16 protein-coding genes are annotated in these 16,217 nt (G+C 55.3%); 8 read left to right on the plus strand and 8 right to left on the minus strand.

Annotated elements, in window-relative coordinates; genetic code table 11:
• The first annotated feature begins 2 nt into the window (after positions 1-2).
• Together gyrA and NQU42_RS02620 are read left to right on the plus strand one after the other, a co-directional pair.
• Complete coding sequence (gene gyrA, locus NQU42_RS02615) at positions 3-2,393, plus strand: DNA gyrase subunit A (RefSeq protein WP_296608804.1); 2,391 nt, start codon at positions 3-5, stop codon at positions 2,391-2,393.
• A gap of 363 nt (positions 2,394-2,756) precedes the next feature.
• Positions 2,757-2,909, plus strand: a complete 153-nt coding sequence (locus NQU42_RS02620) for a hypothetical protein (protein ID WP_296608806.1) — start codon at positions 2,757-2,759, stop codon at positions 2,907-2,909.
• Positions 2,910-2,996: 87 nt separating this feature from the next.
• Here NQU42_RS02620 and NQU42_RS02625 read toward each other — a convergent pair whose 3' ends face one another.
• The 8 genes from NQU42_RS02625 to NQU42_RS02660 form a co-directional block, all read right to left on the minus strand.
• Positions 2,997-3,239 carry a hypothetical protein gene (locus NQU42_RS02625; RefSeq protein WP_296608807.1) on the minus strand — a complete coding sequence of 81 codons (243 nt, stop codon included), beginning with the start codon at positions 3,237-3,239 and terminating at the stop codon, positions 2,997-2,999.
• A complete protein-coding gene (locus NQU42_RS02630) occupies positions 3,229-4,200 on the minus strand; it encodes a methanogenesis marker 12 protein (protein WP_296608809.1) in 972 nt (323 codons plus the stop codon). Before NQU42_RS02630 ends, NQU42_RS02625 begins: the two co-directional genes overlap by 11 nt.
• Positions 4,201-4,255: 55 nt before the next feature.
• Positions 4,256-5,152, minus strand: coding sequence for a 2-phospho-L-lactate transferase (gene cofD / locus NQU42_RS02635; RefSeq protein ID WP_296608810.1), 897 nt, complete (start codon positions 5,150-5,152; stop codon positions 4,256-4,258).
• 2 nt (positions 5,153-5,154) lie between these two features.
• Positions 5,155-5,730 (minus strand): ZPR1 zinc finger domain-containing protein, encoded by a 576-nt coding sequence (locus NQU42_RS02640; RefSeq protein WP_296608812.1) that lies wholly within the window; start codon positions 5,728-5,730, stop codon positions 5,155-5,157.
• Positions 5,727-6,086: a cell division protein SepF gene (sepF, locus tag NQU42_RS02645; RefSeq protein WP_296608814.1), complete on the minus strand. Its 360-nt coding sequence runs from the start codon at positions 6,084-6,086 to the stop codon at positions 5,727-5,729. The genes NQU42_RS02640 and sepF overlap by 4 nt, the downstream gene beginning before the upstream one ends.
• Positions 6,087-6,122: 36 nt before the next feature.
• Positions 6,123-6,314 carry a hypothetical protein gene (locus NQU42_RS02650; protein ID WP_296608815.1) on the minus strand — a complete coding sequence of 64 codons (192 nt, stop codon included), beginning with the start codon at positions 6,312-6,314 and terminating at the stop codon, positions 6,123-6,125.
• 521 nt (positions 6,315-6,835) lie between these two features.
• The gene (locus NQU42_RS02655) at positions 6,836-8,512 is read right to left on the minus strand and encodes a preprotein translocase subunit SecD (protein WP_296608817.1); all 1,677 of its coding nucleotides are present in this window, start codon (positions 8,510-8,512) and stop codon (positions 6,836-6,838) included.
• Positions 8,509-9,399 carry a protein translocase subunit SecF gene (locus tag NQU42_RS02660; RefSeq protein ID WP_296608819.1) on the minus strand — a complete coding sequence of 297 codons (891 nt, stop codon included), beginning with the start codon at positions 9,397-9,399 and terminating at the stop codon, positions 8,509-8,511. The genes NQU42_RS02655 and NQU42_RS02660 overlap by 4 nt, the downstream gene beginning before the upstream one ends.
• A gap of 263 nt (positions 9,400-9,662) precedes the next feature.
• Between NQU42_RS02660 and NQU42_RS02665 the strand changes: the two genes are divergently transcribed.
• From NQU42_RS02665 to NQU42_RS02690, 6 genes are all read left to right on the plus strand, one after another.
• Positions 9,663-10,172, plus strand: coding sequence for a nitroreductase family protein (locus NQU42_RS02665; protein ID WP_296608821.1), 510 nt, complete (start codon positions 9,663-9,665; stop codon positions 10,170-10,172).
• Between the two features lie 9 nt (positions 10,173-10,181).
• The gene (locus tag NQU42_RS02670) at positions 10,182-11,720 is read left to right on the plus strand and encodes a tRNA uridine(34) 5-carboxymethylaminomethyl modification radical SAM/GNAT enzyme Elp3 (protein ID WP_296608823.1); all 1,539 of its coding nucleotides are present in this window, start codon (positions 10,182-10,184) and stop codon (positions 11,718-11,720) included.
• Between the two features lie 213 nt (positions 11,721-11,933).
• Positions 11,934-12,392: a 4Fe-4S dicluster domain-containing protein gene (locus tag NQU42_RS02675; protein WP_296608825.1), complete on the plus strand. Its 459-nt coding sequence runs from the start codon at positions 11,934-11,936 to the stop codon at positions 12,390-12,392.
• A gap of 10 nt (positions 12,393-12,402) precedes the next feature.
• Positions 12,403-14,139, plus strand: a complete 1,737-nt coding sequence (locus NQU42_RS02680) for an aldehyde ferredoxin oxidoreductase family protein (RefSeq protein ID WP_296608827.1) — start codon at positions 12,403-12,405, stop codon at positions 14,137-14,139.
• Between the two features lie 103 nt (positions 14,140-14,242).
• Positions 14,243-15,472, plus strand: coding sequence for a bifunctional sugar-1-phosphate nucleotidylyltransferase/acetyltransferase (gene glmU, locus NQU42_RS02685; RefSeq protein ID WP_296608828.1), 1,230 nt, complete (start codon positions 14,243-14,245; stop codon positions 15,470-15,472).
• A gap of 482 nt (positions 15,473-15,954) precedes the next feature.
• Positions 15,955-16,206, plus strand: a complete 252-nt coding sequence (locus tag NQU42_RS02690; RefSeq protein WP_287261833.1) for a winged helix-turn-helix domain-containing protein — start codon at positions 15,955-15,957, stop codon at positions 16,204-16,206.
• Positions 16,207-16,217 lie beyond the last annotated feature (11 nt).

Consider the following 16,217-nt stretch of genomic DNA (forward strand, 5'->3'; position numbering starts at 1 on the left):
GCATGGCAGAGATAGATGTCGATGTAACAGAGGAGATGAAGTCCTCCTACATAGATTACGCGATGAGCGTGATCGTCGGGCGGGCTCTTCCAGATGTCAGGGACGGCCTGAAGCCTGTTCACAGGCGCATCCTCTACGCCATGTATGAGCAGGGCGTGACATTCGACCAGCCGTACAAGAAGTCTGCCCGCATCGTCGGCGATGTTATGGGTAAGTATCACCCGCATGGCGACGCAGCGATCTACGAGACCATGGTCAGGATGGCCCAGGACTTCTCGATGCGCTACACACTGATCGATGGCCAGGGAAACTTCGGCTCGGTCGATGGGGATCCGCCTGCTGCGATGCGATACACAGAGGTCCGGTTATCGAAGATCGCGGGCGAGATGCTCGCGGATATCGAGAAGAACACCGTGGATTTCGTGCCGAACTACGACGGCTCTATGAAGGAGCCGACGGTGCTGCCCTCAAGGCTTCCCAACCTGCTCGTAAACGGATCCACAGGCATCGCTGTTGGAATGGCGACGAACATACCGCCCCACAACCTCAGGGAGGTCGTGTACGCGCTTATCCATCTGATCGAGAACCCCGAAGCCTCTGTGGCGGATCTCATGAACTTCATCCAGGGCCCGGATTTTCCCACCGGAGGATACATAGTGGGAAAAAGCGGCATAGAGAGCGCCTATGCCACAGGCAGAGGCACTATAACAATAAGGGCAAGATCCGAGATTGAGGAGGGGCGCAGGGGCTCTAGGATAGTATTCACAGAGCTCCCCTATCAGGTCAACAAGGCCAAGGTCGTGGAGGACATCGCGGAGCTCGTCAAGACCGGAAGGGTGGATGGGATCTCGGAGATCCGGGATGAGTCTGATCGGGAGGGGATAAGGCTGGTAGTGGAGCTGAAGCAGGGCGTGAATCCCCAGGTTGTGCTCAATCAGCTCCACAAGCACACACAGCTAGAGACAACATACGGCATAATCAACCTCGTACTCGTCGACGGCCAGCCCAGGACCCTGACGCTCAAGGAGACCCTGGAGCACTACATCAACTACAGGGCTGAGGTGATCGAGAGGAGGACCCGCTTCGAGCTCGACCAGGCTGAGAAAAGAGCTCACATACTCGCGGGAATTCTGATCGCCCTCAGGAACATAGATGATGTCATAGCCCTGATCAGGGGCTCGCCATCGCCCTCAGAGGCCAGGGATCTGCTCATGGAGCGGTTCGGGCTCAGCGAGGAGCAGGCAAGGGCGATTCTGGATATGAGGCTGCAGCGGTTGACGGGTCTGGAGCAGGAGAAGATCGCATCCGAGGCCAGAGAGCTGGAAGCCACGATCGCAAAACTGAAGGGGATACTCGCGAGCAGGGCTGAGGTCCTTGATATAATTAAGAATGAGCTGAGGGAGCTCGCTGAGAGCTACGGCGATGAAAGAAGAACAGAGATTGTGGAGTCTGTGGAGTCTGTGAGGCCAGAGGACCTCATCCAGGAGGAGGAGGTCGCTGTGATAATAACAAAGAACGGCTACATCAAACGCCAGCCGCTCTCTGTGTACAGAATGCAGAGGCGAGGGGGTAAGGGCAGCATCGGGGCCGAGACGAAGAGCGAGGATTTCGTCACGGACATATTCACAGCATCGACGCTGGATTACCTCCTGATCTTCACAGACAAGGGCAAGGCGCACTGGCTCAGGGTCTATGAGATACCTATGGCCTCAAAGGTAGCCAGAGGCAGATCGATAGCTAGCCTGCTGCAGCTCGAGGAGAACGAGAGGATCACCGAGGCGATACCTGTCGAGAGCTTCAATAGAGATGGTTACATTGTGCTCGCCACACGCATGGGCAGCATCGTGAAGACCCCGATAAGGGCTTTCAGCAATCCGAGAAGGGGCGGGATCAAGGCCGTCAACCTACGCGGCGACTCTCTTGTGGCCGCCAGGCTCACAGACGGCTCGAGGGAGCTTATCGTCGCCACAAAGAAAGGAAAGGCGATAAGGTTCCACGAGAGCGATGTGAGATCGAGCGGGAGGGGCTCGATGGGTGTGAAGGCGATAAACCTCTCCGAAGGGGATGAGCTGATCTCCATGGATGTGGTAAAAGAGGGGGAGACGCTCTTCACCATAACCACACAGGGATACGGAAAGAGGACGGACCTGAGCGAGTATCCGCTACAGAGGCGCGGCGGCAAGGGGGTCAAGAACATAGATACGCGAAGAGGAGATGCGGTGGCCGCGATAACCGTATCAGACGACGATGGTCTCCTGATAACCACAAAGGAGGGCGTGATGATCCGGATCGCCGCGTCCGATGTGAGGGTACAGGGCAGGGCAACACAGGGCGTGAAGATAATGGATGTGAAGCCCGAGGACGAGATATCGGATGTGGCAAGGGTCGATTAGAGGCTGTGTGAATCGCTGATAGAGAATAGCGGTGTGTGCTGTGTTGAATAGTTAAGAGCTCTAAGGTCGATAGCTATTGATTTTTACTAGGATTGCAATTCGTATGAATCCAGAATCTGCTATCGGATTCTCAAACATTATTCAACACAGCAGCGGTGTGCAGATCCGGCCCTCAGGACTGAGAGAGAGTCGCATCTGCACTCCATCGCTGGACTCACAGAATTCGCCAGAGATATGGGCAGGCGGTTCAGGGGCTCCGCGATGGTCGGCTATCAAAATAATGATTAATAATTACAGATTCTCCTTAACATGTTAAACGGTCTGCGAATAACTTATCAATCATGTCAAAAGGTTTAAGTTCTAGTGGATCGTAGGGTGTACAGCTCTGTCTCTCAGGAGGTGACATCGATGAGCATCATGGATCATGTGCTTGTTGTGGTGATATTCGGAGTCCTGGTCGTTGCGCTGCCATGGCTATCGAACAAGTGGTCCGACAGCAGGTCGGGCGTTAGGTAGGTCTTTTCACACAGGGCTAATCCCGCGGGGAACAGCCCGCGTCTGTATTTATATGAAATCATGCAGAAGGCCCCCCTTGGAAGGAGGTCACCGCATTTTGCATCTTTTTCCGTAATGCGGGCACTTCGTGTTTGTGCATGCATCCCTTGCTGCCTCTGTCAGCTCCATGAGCAGCATCTCCAGCCTGCCCTCCAGCTCAGGCGGCACATCCTCACGCACTGCGAGAACCTCCACCCTGTGGAGCAGAGAGTGTGCGGTCACGCTGCTCTCAGAGGACCTTGCCATCTCCTCGAGCTCGTTCAGTACCTCAATCCACTCATCATATCTCATGGTTTCTGAAAACACGTTCATCGACATCTATCCCCATGATGGATCTCATCCCCCCGGATATATCCTCTGCTATCCAGGCGCAGCCGGTGGCCGAAGCAAATGATGGCAGTGGATTGACATCAACGCCCAGAAGCTCAGAGACACGTCCAGCGATGCGCGCGGCAGGATCTCCTGCAATAAACATATCTGGAGATCCAGCGCCGAGGTCTCTGAGAAGAACAGACATCGCGCTCATCTCCATCGCTGCGAACAGGGCCAGGGTCTCCAGCGCGAGCTCGTCACGCTCATCCGGGATATTCATCCTTCTGAGGATGCCGCCATGCGAGAATGCCTCGTTCGCCGTCATCATTCCATCATCAACAGCTCGTATCGCATCTACATCCAGAGGCCCCTGAAGCAGGCCAGGGGCGAATATCGGCGCATCTATCGCGCCGGCAATCCTCCCATCGTTTATGCCGATCGTGACGGTGTTGGAGCTAGCATCGGCTATCACAGCATTCTCCACACCTCTGCGCACCACATAGTACCCAAGGCCGACCTTCTCAGGGCTTGCTCCATGTGAAAAGACCTTCATTCTGACGTCGATTTTGGAGCCCCTGTGCACACCGGGGAGCAGGACAACGGGCCAGCCTGAGATCATCATGGCCTCGTAGACCCTGGTGCCGCCACCGACCTCGATCCCGGCGCCGCTGAGCCTTGCGAGCCCCCTGTTCTCAGCATCCTGGATTCTGGTTATGCGCGTTATGCCGTCGCCCATCGAGTAGCATAGCGCCACAAGATCGAACGATCCAGCATGAAAATGATCCTTTATCCTCTCCAGTATCCCCTCCGGCTTAAGCGATCCGGCCTCAGATCTGGGTATTGCGATGCCATCACCATGATGGTTCGCAAACCTTATCGCTCTCGTCCCGTGATCGACGCCTATGAACATGTGCTTCCCTGCTTTTCTCCTGCCGAGCACCTCAGCCCTGAGTTGGATCTTGACTTGCGCTCCCAGGAAACTCGGAACCAACCACCTACTTGCCCCCTCCTGCGAGCTTCACTATCTCCTTCGCTAGCCTTACGCTCTCATCAATGCTGTCGATGCGTGTGTCAGTGCGGATGCATCTTCCTGGATAGCTGCTGCTCCTCGATACCATGAAATGATCAACCCCTCCAAGAATCGAGATGACGCCTTCATCACTCGGCTCGATCCCCACTGCCCTCATGAACCTGGCCGCAGGCCCGCTGAACGGTCTGTCGCCATCTAGAGGGCTCACCGCCACTGTCGTCTTCTCCGCAATCAAGTCCCTCACCCCCTTCAGCGAGAGGATCGGGCCGATGCTCGTCACCGGGTTGCTGGGTCCGATTACGACTGTATCCTCTTTTCGAAGTGCTTCAAGAAATCCACTGCTGGGTCTCGCATCATCGATCCCCTCAAAGCGGATCCCCAGGACCTCAGGCTCCCCCCGCCTCTCGACCCAGAACTCCTGGAAGTGCATGTCGCCCAGTGGCGTCTTGATGATCGTGGATACGCTGTCATCGCTCATCGGGAATATCCTGGACCTGATCCCCAGCGCTTCTCTCATCATCTCAGTGGCGTCGCTGAGCGTTCCCCCTCTGCGAATGAGATCGGATCTGAGTATATGAAATGCCCGGTCGGCATCGCCTATTGCGAGCCTCTCCCTAACCCCCAGCCCGCTCAGCCGGGTGTGGGTGATGAAGCTGTCCCCCCTGATGCCCCACCACCTCTCTTCATCGATCAACCCCGCGAGGGTGTAGATGACAGTATCCAGGTCGGGGGAGACAAGGTTTCCGGAGACCCAGATGTCCTCGGCTGTGTTGACAACAACTGTGATCTCCTCTGGATCCAGAACCCTTGCAAGGCCGCGAAGCAGCTTCGGTGTGCCGGTGCCGCCACTGAGTATCAGCATGCTCACTCGGAGAGATCAAGGACTATCATGCCCGTCTTCAGAGTGCTGGCCTCCTCTATCGAGAGAGGTGTTGCCACAACGCGATCCGATATTATGGCGCTGTTTCCGAAAGGATCCTCCAGGATCACCGTGAGGCTGAACTCACCCCTGAGCGCCATCTCTATCTTAGAGAGAATCTCCTCGCCCTTTGCGGTCCTCTCGGTATCCATGGCCTGTCTCGCCGCGTTCGTTGCGAACTCGACTATGCCCTTAACCCTGACAAGAACGCCCTCGATGTTTGTTATGTAAGCCTCAGATGCGTATCCTGGCTCTATATCCACTCCGATCTCAGGTATGTGGATCGTGCCGCTGGAGGATCTGAGAACCCGGGCGTTCAGGTCCTCGAGCTCTCTGATGACAAGAGTGTGCCTGCACGGCTCACGCTGGCTCAGGAGCATCGTATCGCTGTGCCTGAAGCCGCACTCGCAGACCCCTGCTATGATCAGAGCGTCCCCGAAGTATGGCAGCTCTATCGTCTCCCAGTTGAACTCCATCGGCGCCCCGCACATGGGGCAGCTAGCCTTCGTCTTGAGCTTCAATCTCTTCCTCCCACAACCTTCTCCCTGTCGATCCTTATGCCGCTCGGAACTATGACGACCAGGTCGTCTCCGACTCCGGCTATATCTCCAGCCATATCCTCGACGATCTTCCTCAGCTCGCCTATCGCCCTGTCGAGAGATGCCTTGTCCCTCTTCATGGGCGCTATATCAATCAGCAGTATGTTGCGGGATCGTATCTCCTGCTTTATCTCCGGCAACACATCGAGAGACGTGAGCTCGGCCACTCTGAGATACGCCCTGGGCCCCTCCGGCTCATCCTCGAACTGGCCCAGGTCCACCTCCACATACTCATCTGTGGCAGGCCTGCCCATCAGTCTTTCAAGGAACTTCACCATCTCAAACCCTCAAGGATGTGATGATTATTATTATATTTAGATCTGCTGGCGTGCACCCACCAGCTTTAGCCCGATCAGCGACATCATAATTATGTAAAGGGCCACAGCCCCGACGAAACCGGTGGGTCTGAGATTCTCAGGGAGCACAAGCTGTATCGCAAGCAACATAACTATCAGTGCCAGAACCATGCCGGTGCTTGTTATTATCTCCAGCTGCTTTCTATCCATGATGAGATCTCAAGATGATCTCAAAGATATTGTTTGCGGGCGCTCAGGGATATAGCTGCAGGAACGACGGAAACCCCCACATGCGACAGCAGAGGCGTGCCAAAGGATGAAACCCCAGAACCCGTCTAGGAACCGCTTCCGCTCTAATCCACCCCATACCCACAGTATTGCTGCCTCTTCCATGTGACCTGGCGAGCAGATGAGTGCGTTCAGCAATATGCCTGCATGAGTCTCTTGCGGATCTGCAGAGGCGGAAGCTGGATTCCTTTCAGGCAGTCGCACATGATTGTGTTGCCAAGCCTGTGGCCCATCCATGAGCAGCCGGACACTGCTCTGCACGCCCTCAGAATCGCTTACCGGATGACCCCCTTGCACCATCATGTGCGTCCATCGGCTGGAACTGAGGTTTTGCTGTGTACAATATTGCGTTTGCTTATCCATCACAACATGAGCCAGATCGCATTGTACAAAAACATGGAGAGAGGCATGATCAAAAATTAGAAGGGCCTGAAAGGCCCAGTTCATACGGCCTCACCCAGGATGTAGCCGATTATCCTGCCGTATGCAGGCCTTGCGATGCCCACACCTATCAGAACGCCGATTATGGTGATCAGGGCGAAGCCCATCAGCGCGCCGAAGCCCATCCAGAGGAGCGGGATCATCGCGGCAATGGTGGTTGCAGCCGCTCCCAGGATGATGTAGAACGCCCTGGAGAGCCTCGAGAGGTATATCTTGCCTGTGAGCAGAACGCCCTTCGCCTCCTGCTCGTTCCTCTCTGTGATCCTCTCTCCATGGAGGAGCTCATCTGTTATTATGAATAGGTGATCAACACCAGTGCCTATCACCATTATTATACCAGCGATGCTCGCAAGATCGAGCTGCCATCCGGCCGCTGACCATATGCCGAGCATCATGAGGACCTCGCTGAATGAGGTGCATACGATCGGCAGCACTATCCTCCTCTCTCTGTATCTGTAAAAGACCAGAAGCCCCACGGCAAGTATCGCGAGGATCCCTGCAAGTGCCACCTGGAACTTGAACTGAGAGCCCAGAGCAGCATCAACCTGCCCCGAGCCTATGATCTTGACGTTCACAGGCAGCGCGCCCTCTCTCAGGTGGATGTACAGCTCCTTCGCCTTTCTCGATCCTGCATCACCGGTGCCGACCTCGGCTACCAGGCTTCTCATGGGCGCTTTATCGAGAGCAGATGCGAGCTCTGGGGCCAGAGGAGCGCTGAAGATCTCATCCTTATCGAGATACATCGATATCTCATGCGCCTTCGGATTCCTGGTGGCTCCGACCTCTTTGGCTATACGCTGGAATGTGAGAGCCCCCTCCTCTGATAGGGTGAAGGGCACACCCCACATCCCGTTCCTGTCTCCTCTTGGAAGCTCCACAGACTCCACAGCATCTCCGTACACAACATGCCTGGTCTCGTTCGGGCCCACCTGGATGCGTATCTCGAACTTCCCTGGCTTGCCCACGACCTCCTCTGCGGTTGAGACGTTGACGCCTGCGAGATCTATGGTTATGAACCTGTTATCGACGACCCTCACCTTGATATCCTTGAGACCGAGACGGTTGAGCTTCTTGTCGAGAACCTCTTTAGTCTCATCGACCGTCTCGGGTGTGAGGCCACTGATGAACGTGTTCTCTCCAGGGGCAATCCTGCCGCCGACCTCAGATAGAATCGAGTCGAGCTGCTCTCTTGTCACATTCGACCTTATCTCGTAGCGCACAGGCTCTAGCCCAACGATCCTGACATCTGAATCGAGACGTGTTTTGAGGTAGTTAACAACAACGCCTTCCGGAGAGGCCGGCACAGTTATTCTGGTCGTGTTCTCCCTCACCAGAACCTTTGATCCGGGATAGCCGAGATCCTCAGGCAGAGTCTCCGGAACCTTTCCCTCTATCGTTATTACGTAATTATCGCCTCTCCTCGAGACATCCTCCACGACCCACGCGCCCTGGAACTCCCTCTCCAGGATCTTAACAGGATCGACATCGAGCTGGACGATCGCTCCCTCAAGCTCCAGCTGGAGCCACGACCCACCCTCCAGGTCCAGGCCGTACTTGATGCCCGAGTTCATACCCATATAACCGGGTATCGGAGTGAGTATGAAGATCAGGGAGAGGACCACAGCCGCGATGTAAATGATAACCCTGGGATCCTTTGAAATGCTGCCTGCAAGGCTCATCTCTTACCACCCCTGGCGAGCTTTGGATTCCGCTGTATGTACCACCGCAAAGCCTGGACGTTTGTTATCCAGGTGTTCATCATATCCGCAAGGAGGCCGAAGAAGAGCACCACGGATATGTCGGAGATGATATCGATCTTCGTGAAGGTGGGGGACACCAGATAGATCATGCTCGATACAAGGATCAGAACGATGACCGCGGATAGCGTCGTGGACGTCATCATGAGTCCGGTCCTCATCGCCCCCATCACCTTCTCATTTATGGGACCCTTTCTCTTGAGCACCCTCACGGTGAGCAGTATATCTGTATCCACAGAGTAGCCTATGAGCATCAACAGGGCTGCAACCGTGCCGAGCGAGAGCTTGACGCCCACAGCGGTCATCATCCCTGCAGCTATTACTATATCTGCAAGGGCGCAGAGCACGACGATCCCTGAGACGACCGGCTGTCTGAAGACGAAGAAGACCACAAGGGCCATGAGTATGAACGACATCAGAAGGTACCTTGGAGCATCACTCTGGAGCTGCTTGCTGTACACAGGCCCTATGTATCTGAGCTCAGCGTCAGGGAACTTTTCATTAACCGTCCGCGCCAGGCTCTTGTATTCCTCAGCTCCCATCGGAGGGAGCTGGATGTAGTACCTGCTTCCCACCTTTCTCAGCTCGGAGACATCATAACCCGCAAGCTTGCTAAGTACCTGCGATTCAGGCTCCTCAGCGGGAACTGTTATGAGCGTGCCACCCGTGAACTCGATCCCCATTCTGACCGGCGATCCTGTGGTGAAATACGTGGCGGCCAGAATAATGATAGATAAAGCTAATACGGCAGCTGGAACTGCGATCATCTGCCGCCTGTCTATCTTCCTGATGAACTCCTCTAAATCCATACAAGCCTCCTTTCTGGCTGAACCACGCTCAATATATTTACGATTTTTGTGCCAGGCGATGTGCGAGCCGCACTGAATTACGAACGAGAACAGCTCAAATTCCGGATCGCGGGCTCGAGATGGGGATCGAACTGCTGCGCTATACTTCTGCCAGCAGCCAGCGGCACAGCATCAACAGATCTTGATTGCTCTGGGTTCTATGATCGGTCAGAAGGCAGGATGAGATGAGTAAATCTAAATTCAGAGATTGTTAACATGTATTCATGGACGTATTCGATGCGCTAAAAGGAAGGAGATCGATCAGGAGATACCAGGAGAGACCTGTATCCAGAGACACTTTGGAGAGGCTACTTCAGGCGGCTGAGCTGGCGCCATCTGCAGGCAACCTTCAGTCCAGGAGGTACGTGGTTGTGATGCGAGAGGATCTCAAGAAGGCACTTGCCCTGGCTGCGTACGGCCAGAGCCATATATCCTCTGCGCCTGTGGATATAGTCGTATGCGCTGATGTGAGGAGATCGAGCAGGCGGTACGGCGACAGAGGAAGCCTCTACGCGATCCAGGATGCGGATGCTGCTGCGATGTGCATGCTGCTTGCAGCGCATGCGATGGGCCTGGGAGCATGCTGGAACGGCGCGTTTGATGATGGGATGGTGAGAGATATCCTGAGCATCGAGGAAGGGCTTGCTCCTGTCGCCATAATCTCCCTCGGCTGGCCCGCCGAGTCGCCTGCCTCTCCTGGAAGGCTGCCGCCCAATGCGCGCTGGGAGGTATGAGAGCGGCTGATGTACAAGAACCTAAGGGATATCGTGGATGCGATCGCGTCCGGTGTGATAAGGAACGAGGAGGATCTCGAAAAGGCGAAGAGGTCCCTTGCAGCCAGTCTGAATCTTTCAGAGATACCGGGCAACCCGGAGATACTCGCTGCAGCCAGACCTGATGAGAGGGATCAACTGAGGCTGCTGGTAAAAAAGCCGACCCGCACTCTCTCCGGGGTTGCTGTGATCGCCGTCATGACGAGCCCGGCGCGCTGCCCGCACGGCACGTGCGTCCCATGCCCGGGGGGCGTTCTGGGCGAGAGATGCTCACCGCAGAGCTATACAGGGCGGGAGCCCGCGGCGCTCAGGGCCGTACAGCACAACTTCGACCCGTACGCTCAGGTGGCTGCGAGGCTCAGACAGCTCTCAGAGACAGGCCACCCTGTCGACAAGGCAGAGCTCATTCTCATGGGTGGAACCATCACCTCCAGGCCCCTCGGCTACCAGTGCTGGTTTGTGAAAAGATGTCTGGAGGCGATGAACGATTATCCTAACACGGAGAGCATAGCAGGCTGGAGGTCCTTCAGAGAAGTGACTGACGCAAACAGCAGTGCAGCCGTGAGAAACGTCGGCATAACATTCGAGACCAGGCCCGACTGGTGCCGGAGCGGTCATGTTAAAAACATGCTCCTCCTCGGGGCGACAAAGGTCGAGCTGGGGGTGCAGAGCATCTACGATGATGTTCTGAAAATGATGCGGAGAGGTCATTCTGTGGAGGATACCATCAGAGCGAACCGGTTGTTGAGAGAGTCGGGCCTGAAGGTCGGGTTCCACATGATGCCAGGGCTGCCGGGGTCGAACCCTGAGAGAGACCTCAGGATGTTCAGGGAGCTGTTCGAGAGCAGCGATTACCGGCCGGATTACCTCAAGATCTACCCCACTCTGGTGATTGAGGGAACAGAGCTCCACAGGATGTGGGTGCGTGGCGAATACGAGCCGCTTTACGATGATGAGGCTGCTGATCTGGTATCACGCATCAAGGAGATCCTACCAAAGTACACAAGGCTCCAGCGCGTGCAGAGGGATATACCTGCGCACCTCATAGCTGCGGGTGTCAAAAAGAGCAACCTCAGGCAGCTCGCAAAGAAGAGGCTTGAGGAGCGCGGAGCGAGGTGCATGTGTATAAGGTGCAGAGAGGCCGGGCTTCGCGGGATATCCGAGGGAGATATCGAAATGAAGATCGAGAGCTATGATGCATGCGGAGCGAGGGAGCACTTCATATCGTTTGATACTGTAGATGACACCCTCGTCGGATTCCTCAGGCTGCGGCTGGGCGATGATGCCAGGATCAGAGAGCTTCATGTCTACGGCCCGCTCGTACCCATCGGCAGGAGGGGCGGATGGCAGCACCGCGGCATCGGCGCGATGCTCGTCGAGACCGCAGAAGAGATTGCGAGGGATCATGGCTACGATAAGATCTACGTCACAAGCGGCATAGGCGTCAGGAGCTACTACGCCTCTCTGGGCTACAGCCTGAATGCGCCGTACATGGAGAAGACGCTTTGATCTGATAGTAAGCTTTGGATGCATCTGAAACGCTCTGAATGAAATGCCTGCTGCACACCGACTCAGATCCACGCTGCCCTCTGTGATCCTGAGAGGCAGGGCGCGGATTTGCAGGCAGGTCTTCTGTCTCCAGGAGATTAGTTGGTTATATATCCCTTGAAGACCTTCTTAATAAATGCACAGCAGCGTGCAGCTTGTGAAGAGGTATGAGAGATGGCAGGAGCTGTTGTTGGTAAACCCAATGCAGAGGTCGCAAAGAAGCCCAGGAAGCGGAGGAGGTTGAAGGTCGCCCATCCTGAGAGGTGCATCGGATGTCTTAGCTGCATGTTCGCATGCAGCAGGATAAATACAGGGCACGCATCGCTCGAGCGCTCGGCGATAAGGATAAAGACGCAGGGTGGGATCGAGGGCGACCCCATAATAGTGGTCTGCCATGCGTGTGAGGATCCTGCATGTGTCAGGGCATGCCCGACGGGAGCTCTCTCGAGGAGAGAGGATGGGAGTGTGGTCTTTGATAGAGATCTCTGCGACGGATGCGGCAGGTGCGTGGATGCGTGCCTTATAGGAGCGATATCCCTCGACAGCGAGGGCAAGGCCGTGAAGTGCAAGCACTGCGGAGCATGTGTCGCATTCTGCCCGCATGATGTGCTCAAGCTGATCGAGGTGGATTAGAGGTGGTCTGATGCTGAGAAGAGTTCTTTACATAGATCTCACAAGAGGCGAGAGCTGGGTCGAGGAGAAAGATGACCTCTTCGAGGAATGGCTTGGAGGTACAGGGGTTGCAACACAGCTCCTGCTCAAGGAGGCCCCTGCAGGCGTCGATCCCCTCTCGCCAGATGCCCCGATAATCTTCAGCATAGGTCCTCTCTCAACGATGTTCCCGGCGATGACAAAGACCGTGGCCCAGTTCAAGTCCCCGCTGACAGGAGAGCTCGGGGAGTGCTATGCAGGCGGTAGGCTCGCAATGGCGATGAGGTTCGCGGGCCACGAGTCGATTGTGATAAAGGGCAGAGCTGAGCGCCCCTGCTACATATCCATTGAAAACGATAACGTGAAGATACGGGAGGCCACATCGATATGGGGGATCGGTGCCGGGCGAGTTGGAGTCATACTTAGAGATGTCGAGAAAGGGGTTGGAAGGAGGAGCATCATCAGGATAGGTCCTGCCGGAGAGAGGATGGTCAGGTACGCCGCCGTGATCGTCGACACCTACAGGCACTTCGGCAGGCTCGGCCTCGGCGCTGTCTTCGGATCCAAGAACCTGAAGGCCATCGTGATATCGGGGACAGAGGATGTCTCGATCCCGGACTCGAAGCGATATCGGGAGGTCTACAACCGGATTTACAGAATGGTCGTCCAGACAGATGCGATGGAGAAGTACCACGACCTCGGGACTCCCATAAACGTGAACGTTCTGAACCAGCTGAAGGGTCTGCCGACACGCAACTTCCAGTCGAGCTCGTTTGCAGAGGCAGAGAACATAAGCGGTGAGAGGCTCGCGGAGGAATACCTCTTCAGAAGGGTCTCGTGCGCGCACTGCCCGATAGGGTGCATACACATAGCGATGCTGAAGACCGCGTTCACCCCACATCACGAGTTCGAGGTGAGGAGGGTCAGCTACGATTACGAGCCGATATACTCTTTGGGAAGCAACCTGGGGGTGACGACTGCTGAAGGTGTGCTTGAGCTGATAGACGCATGCGAGCGTCTGGGACTGGATGCGATGAGCACAGGCGTGGTGCTCTCGTGGGCGACAGAGGCGTACGAGAAGGACCTTATCACGCCCCAGGAGACGCTCGGCGTGCCGCTCCAGTGGAACAACGTGAAGGGCTACATAAAGGCGATGGAGAATATAGTGGCTGCCCCGAACGATTTCTATGCTGCGCTTGCTAGGGGCGTGGAGTTCGCAGCTTCCAGATACGGCGGAACGGATTTCGCGATGGCCCTGGGAGGAAATGAGGTATCAGGATACCACACAGGTCCCGCATCCATAGTCGGCCAGCTTGTGGGTGTGAGACACTCGCATCTTGATAACGCTGGATACAGCATAGACCAGACGGCTGCCAAAAAGCAGCTCGATCCGAGCTCCATGGTTGATCAGATAATCAGAGAGGACGACTCGAGAAGCGTGTTCAACTCGCTCGTAGGATGCCTCTTCGCAAGAGGGGTTTACACAGATGAGAACATAATCGATGCTCTGGGTTCTGTTGGAATAACAAAGAGCAGGGAGGAGCTGACAGAGCTCGGTAGAAAGATATTCCTGGAAAAGTACAGGTTCAAGAGCAGGGAGGGCTTCGATCTCTCGAAGGCGAGAATACCCAGGAGGTTCTTCGAGACCGTGAGCACTCTCGGCCGTATCGATCCCGAGACTGTGGAGAAGATGATCGCTCTCTACAAAGAGAGGCGTGGGTGGGCGTAACCCTACAATCAGAACCCTCCACGCAGAGGAGAAGTGCCATGAACAGGATGGATATGGAGGTAATGGACCCATCGAGGGTCCACCAATCCACTGGAGAGGTGCCATGAACGGCATGCAGGCGATAATACTGGCTGCAGGCGAGGGGTCCAGGATGAGGCCCCTCACCGCGAGCAGGCCGAAGGTCATGCTTCCCGTGGGTGGAGCACCGCTGCTCGAGGAGCTCATACTGAGATGCAGAGACGCAGGGATAAACAGGTTTGTGTTCGTTGTGGGCTATCGCAGAGATGTGATAACATCCCATTTCAAGGACGGCAGCGATCTCGATGTGGAGATCAGCTATGTGGTACAGGAGAAACAGCTGGGCACAGGACATGCGCTGATGGTCGCCAGGGAGCTCTCAGATGATAGGTTCTTCGTCATAAACGGGGATGTGCTTCCGGACGTCGAGGCGCTCAGGCACATGATCTCGATGGATGATCTCAGTGTTGCGACGCACCGCGTCGTGGAGGCAAGCCGCTACGGCGTCTTTCTGCTCAGAGATGGGCTCGTGGAGGGGGTCGTAGAGAAGAGCCCGTCGCCGCCGTCTGACATGGCAAACGCTGGCATATACCTGCTTGACAGGGAGATCTTCGAGCTCCTGGAGGAGGTGCCTGTCTCGATCAGGGGCGAGTATGAGCTCACCGATGGGATAAACGCCCTTGCAGCCGCGGGGAGAAAAATCTGGGCTGTCGAGCTCAGCGAGTGGGTAGAGGTCGGCGTCCCCTGGGACATACTCACAGCCTCGAACGCTGTGCTATCGAGAAAGAGCCCTGTCGTTGAGGGAGATGTGGAGAGCGGCGCCACGCTCAAGGGTAATGTATCAATCGGCAGCGGCACTCTGGTGAGAAATGGAGCGTACATCGAGGGCCCTGTGTGGATCGGAAGGAACTGCGATATAGGGCCGAACTGTTACATACGCGCAGGATCATGCATAGGGAACAGCGTGCGGGTGGGAAACGCCGTTGAGATCAAGAACTCGACCATCATGGATGGCACCAAGATAGGCCACCTCTCCTACGTGGGGGACAGCGTCATCGGGTATGGCTGTAATCTCGGCGCCGGTACCATCGTATCGAACCTCAGGCATGACAACAGAAATATTCTCTCTTACGTCAAGGGCGTTCTTGTGGATACCGGAAGGAGAAAGCTTGGCGTTATAATGGGGGATAATGTCAAGACTGGAGTGCATACATGCATCTACCCGGGAACAGTGATAGAGCCCGGTTACCTCTCAAGGCCAGGCGAGGCGCTCAGAGGATATGTGAAATCCATGCAGAGCGCACCCGTGGGCTGAATTGCCCATGCTTGGACGGTGCTGGGCACATGTTGATTAGGAGAACGGATGCAAACTCTTCCAGCTATTCAAATCCCCAAGACCAGTGTTATCAGGGCACAGAGATCCGGCTTGAGCCAAACTTTTTGCGGTACGACCTTCCACCCTGATGTTTTCGCTGAGATATCAATATGACAGAACTGTAAGCTGTCTGTTTCAGGCGACCCACCCAACATCGGTCTGGTTGAATGTACAGAAGTGCGGCATACTTAGAGGCGATCGGATGAGAGTTCTGAGCAAGATATTCTAGCTTACAGATACTGGTTATTATGAGAACTGGCACCTTGCGCAGCTAGGTGCCGCTTCTACATAGTAGACGCATTCTACATAGTAGACACATCTTCCTTATTCGGACAGGTCCTGATCGATAAACATATATCTTTTGAAGAAGAGCAACCTTGCTAGAGGGCAGCAAAGCCGCGCGCGATTGAGAGGTGCACTTTATGCCGTCCAGACGCAGCAAAGCGCAGATCATGTCAGATATACTGGAGATATGTATTGATGGTGCCAACAAGACGAAGATTGTTTACAATGCGAACCTGAACTTCAAGATGCTGAACTCATATCTTGATGCGCTCACAAAAAAGGGCCTTCTTCATGTCAGGAAAGATCACGGCAACGAGTATGTGACCACAGAAGAGGGCATCAGGATGCTCGAGACGTGCAGGAGCATAGATCTCGAGCTAGGCCAATAAGAGTGCCCTCA

Origin of the sequence: Methanothrix sp., from assembly GCF_024518575.1 — an archaeon.
Taxonomy (GTDB): domain Archaea; phylum Halobacteriota; class Methanosarcinia; order Methanotrichales; family Methanotrichaceae; genus Methanothrix_B.

Coding starts and splice junctions, on each gene's coding strand:
- gyrA (WP_296608804.1), top strand. CDS start 3: ATGGCAGAGATAGATGTCGATGTAACAGAGGAGATGAAGTCCTCCTAC.
- NQU42_RS02625 (WP_296608807.1), bottom strand. CDS start 3,239: ATGAGATATGATGAGTGGATTGAGGTACTGAACGAGCTCGAGGAGATG.
- cofD (WP_296608810.1), bottom strand. CDS start 5,152: ATGCTGATACTCAGTGGCGGCACCGGCACACCGAAGCTGCTTCGCGGC.
- sepF (WP_296608814.1), bottom strand. CDS start 6,086: ATGGTGAAGTTCCTTGAAAGACTGATGGGCAGGCCTGCCACAGATGAG.
- NQU42_RS02650 (WP_296608815.1), bottom strand. CDS start 6,314: ATGGATAGAAAGCAGCTGGAGATAATAACAAGCACCGGCATGGTTCTG.
- NQU42_RS02655 (WP_296608817.1), bottom strand. CDS start 8,512: ATGAGCCTTGCAGGCAGCATTTCAAAGGATCCCAGGGTTATCATTTAC.
- NQU42_RS02660 (WP_296608819.1), bottom strand. CDS start 9,399: ATGGATTTAGAGGAGTTCATCAGGAAGATAGACAGGCGGCAGATGATC.
- NQU42_RS02665 (WP_296608821.1), top strand. CDS start 9,663: ATGGACGTATTCGATGCGCTAAAAGGAAGGAGATCGATCAGGAGATAC.
- NQU42_RS02670 (WP_296608823.1), top strand. CDS start 10,182: ATGTACAAGAACCTAAGGGATATCGTGGATGCGATCGCGTCCGGTGTG.
- NQU42_RS02675 (WP_296608825.1), top strand. CDS start 11,934: ATGGCAGGAGCTGTTGTTGGTAAACCCAATGCAGAGGTCGCAAAGAAG.
- NQU42_RS02680 (WP_296608827.1), top strand. CDS start 12,403: ATGCTGAGAAGAGTTCTTTACATAGATCTCACAAGAGGCGAGAGCTGG.
- glmU (WP_296608828.1), top strand. CDS start 14,243: ATGAACGGCATGCAGGCGATAATACTGGCTGCAGGCGAGGGGTCCAGG.
- NQU42_RS02690 (WP_287261833.1), top strand. CDS start 15,955: ATGCCGTCCAGACGCAGCAAAGCGCAGATCATGTCAGATATACTGGAG.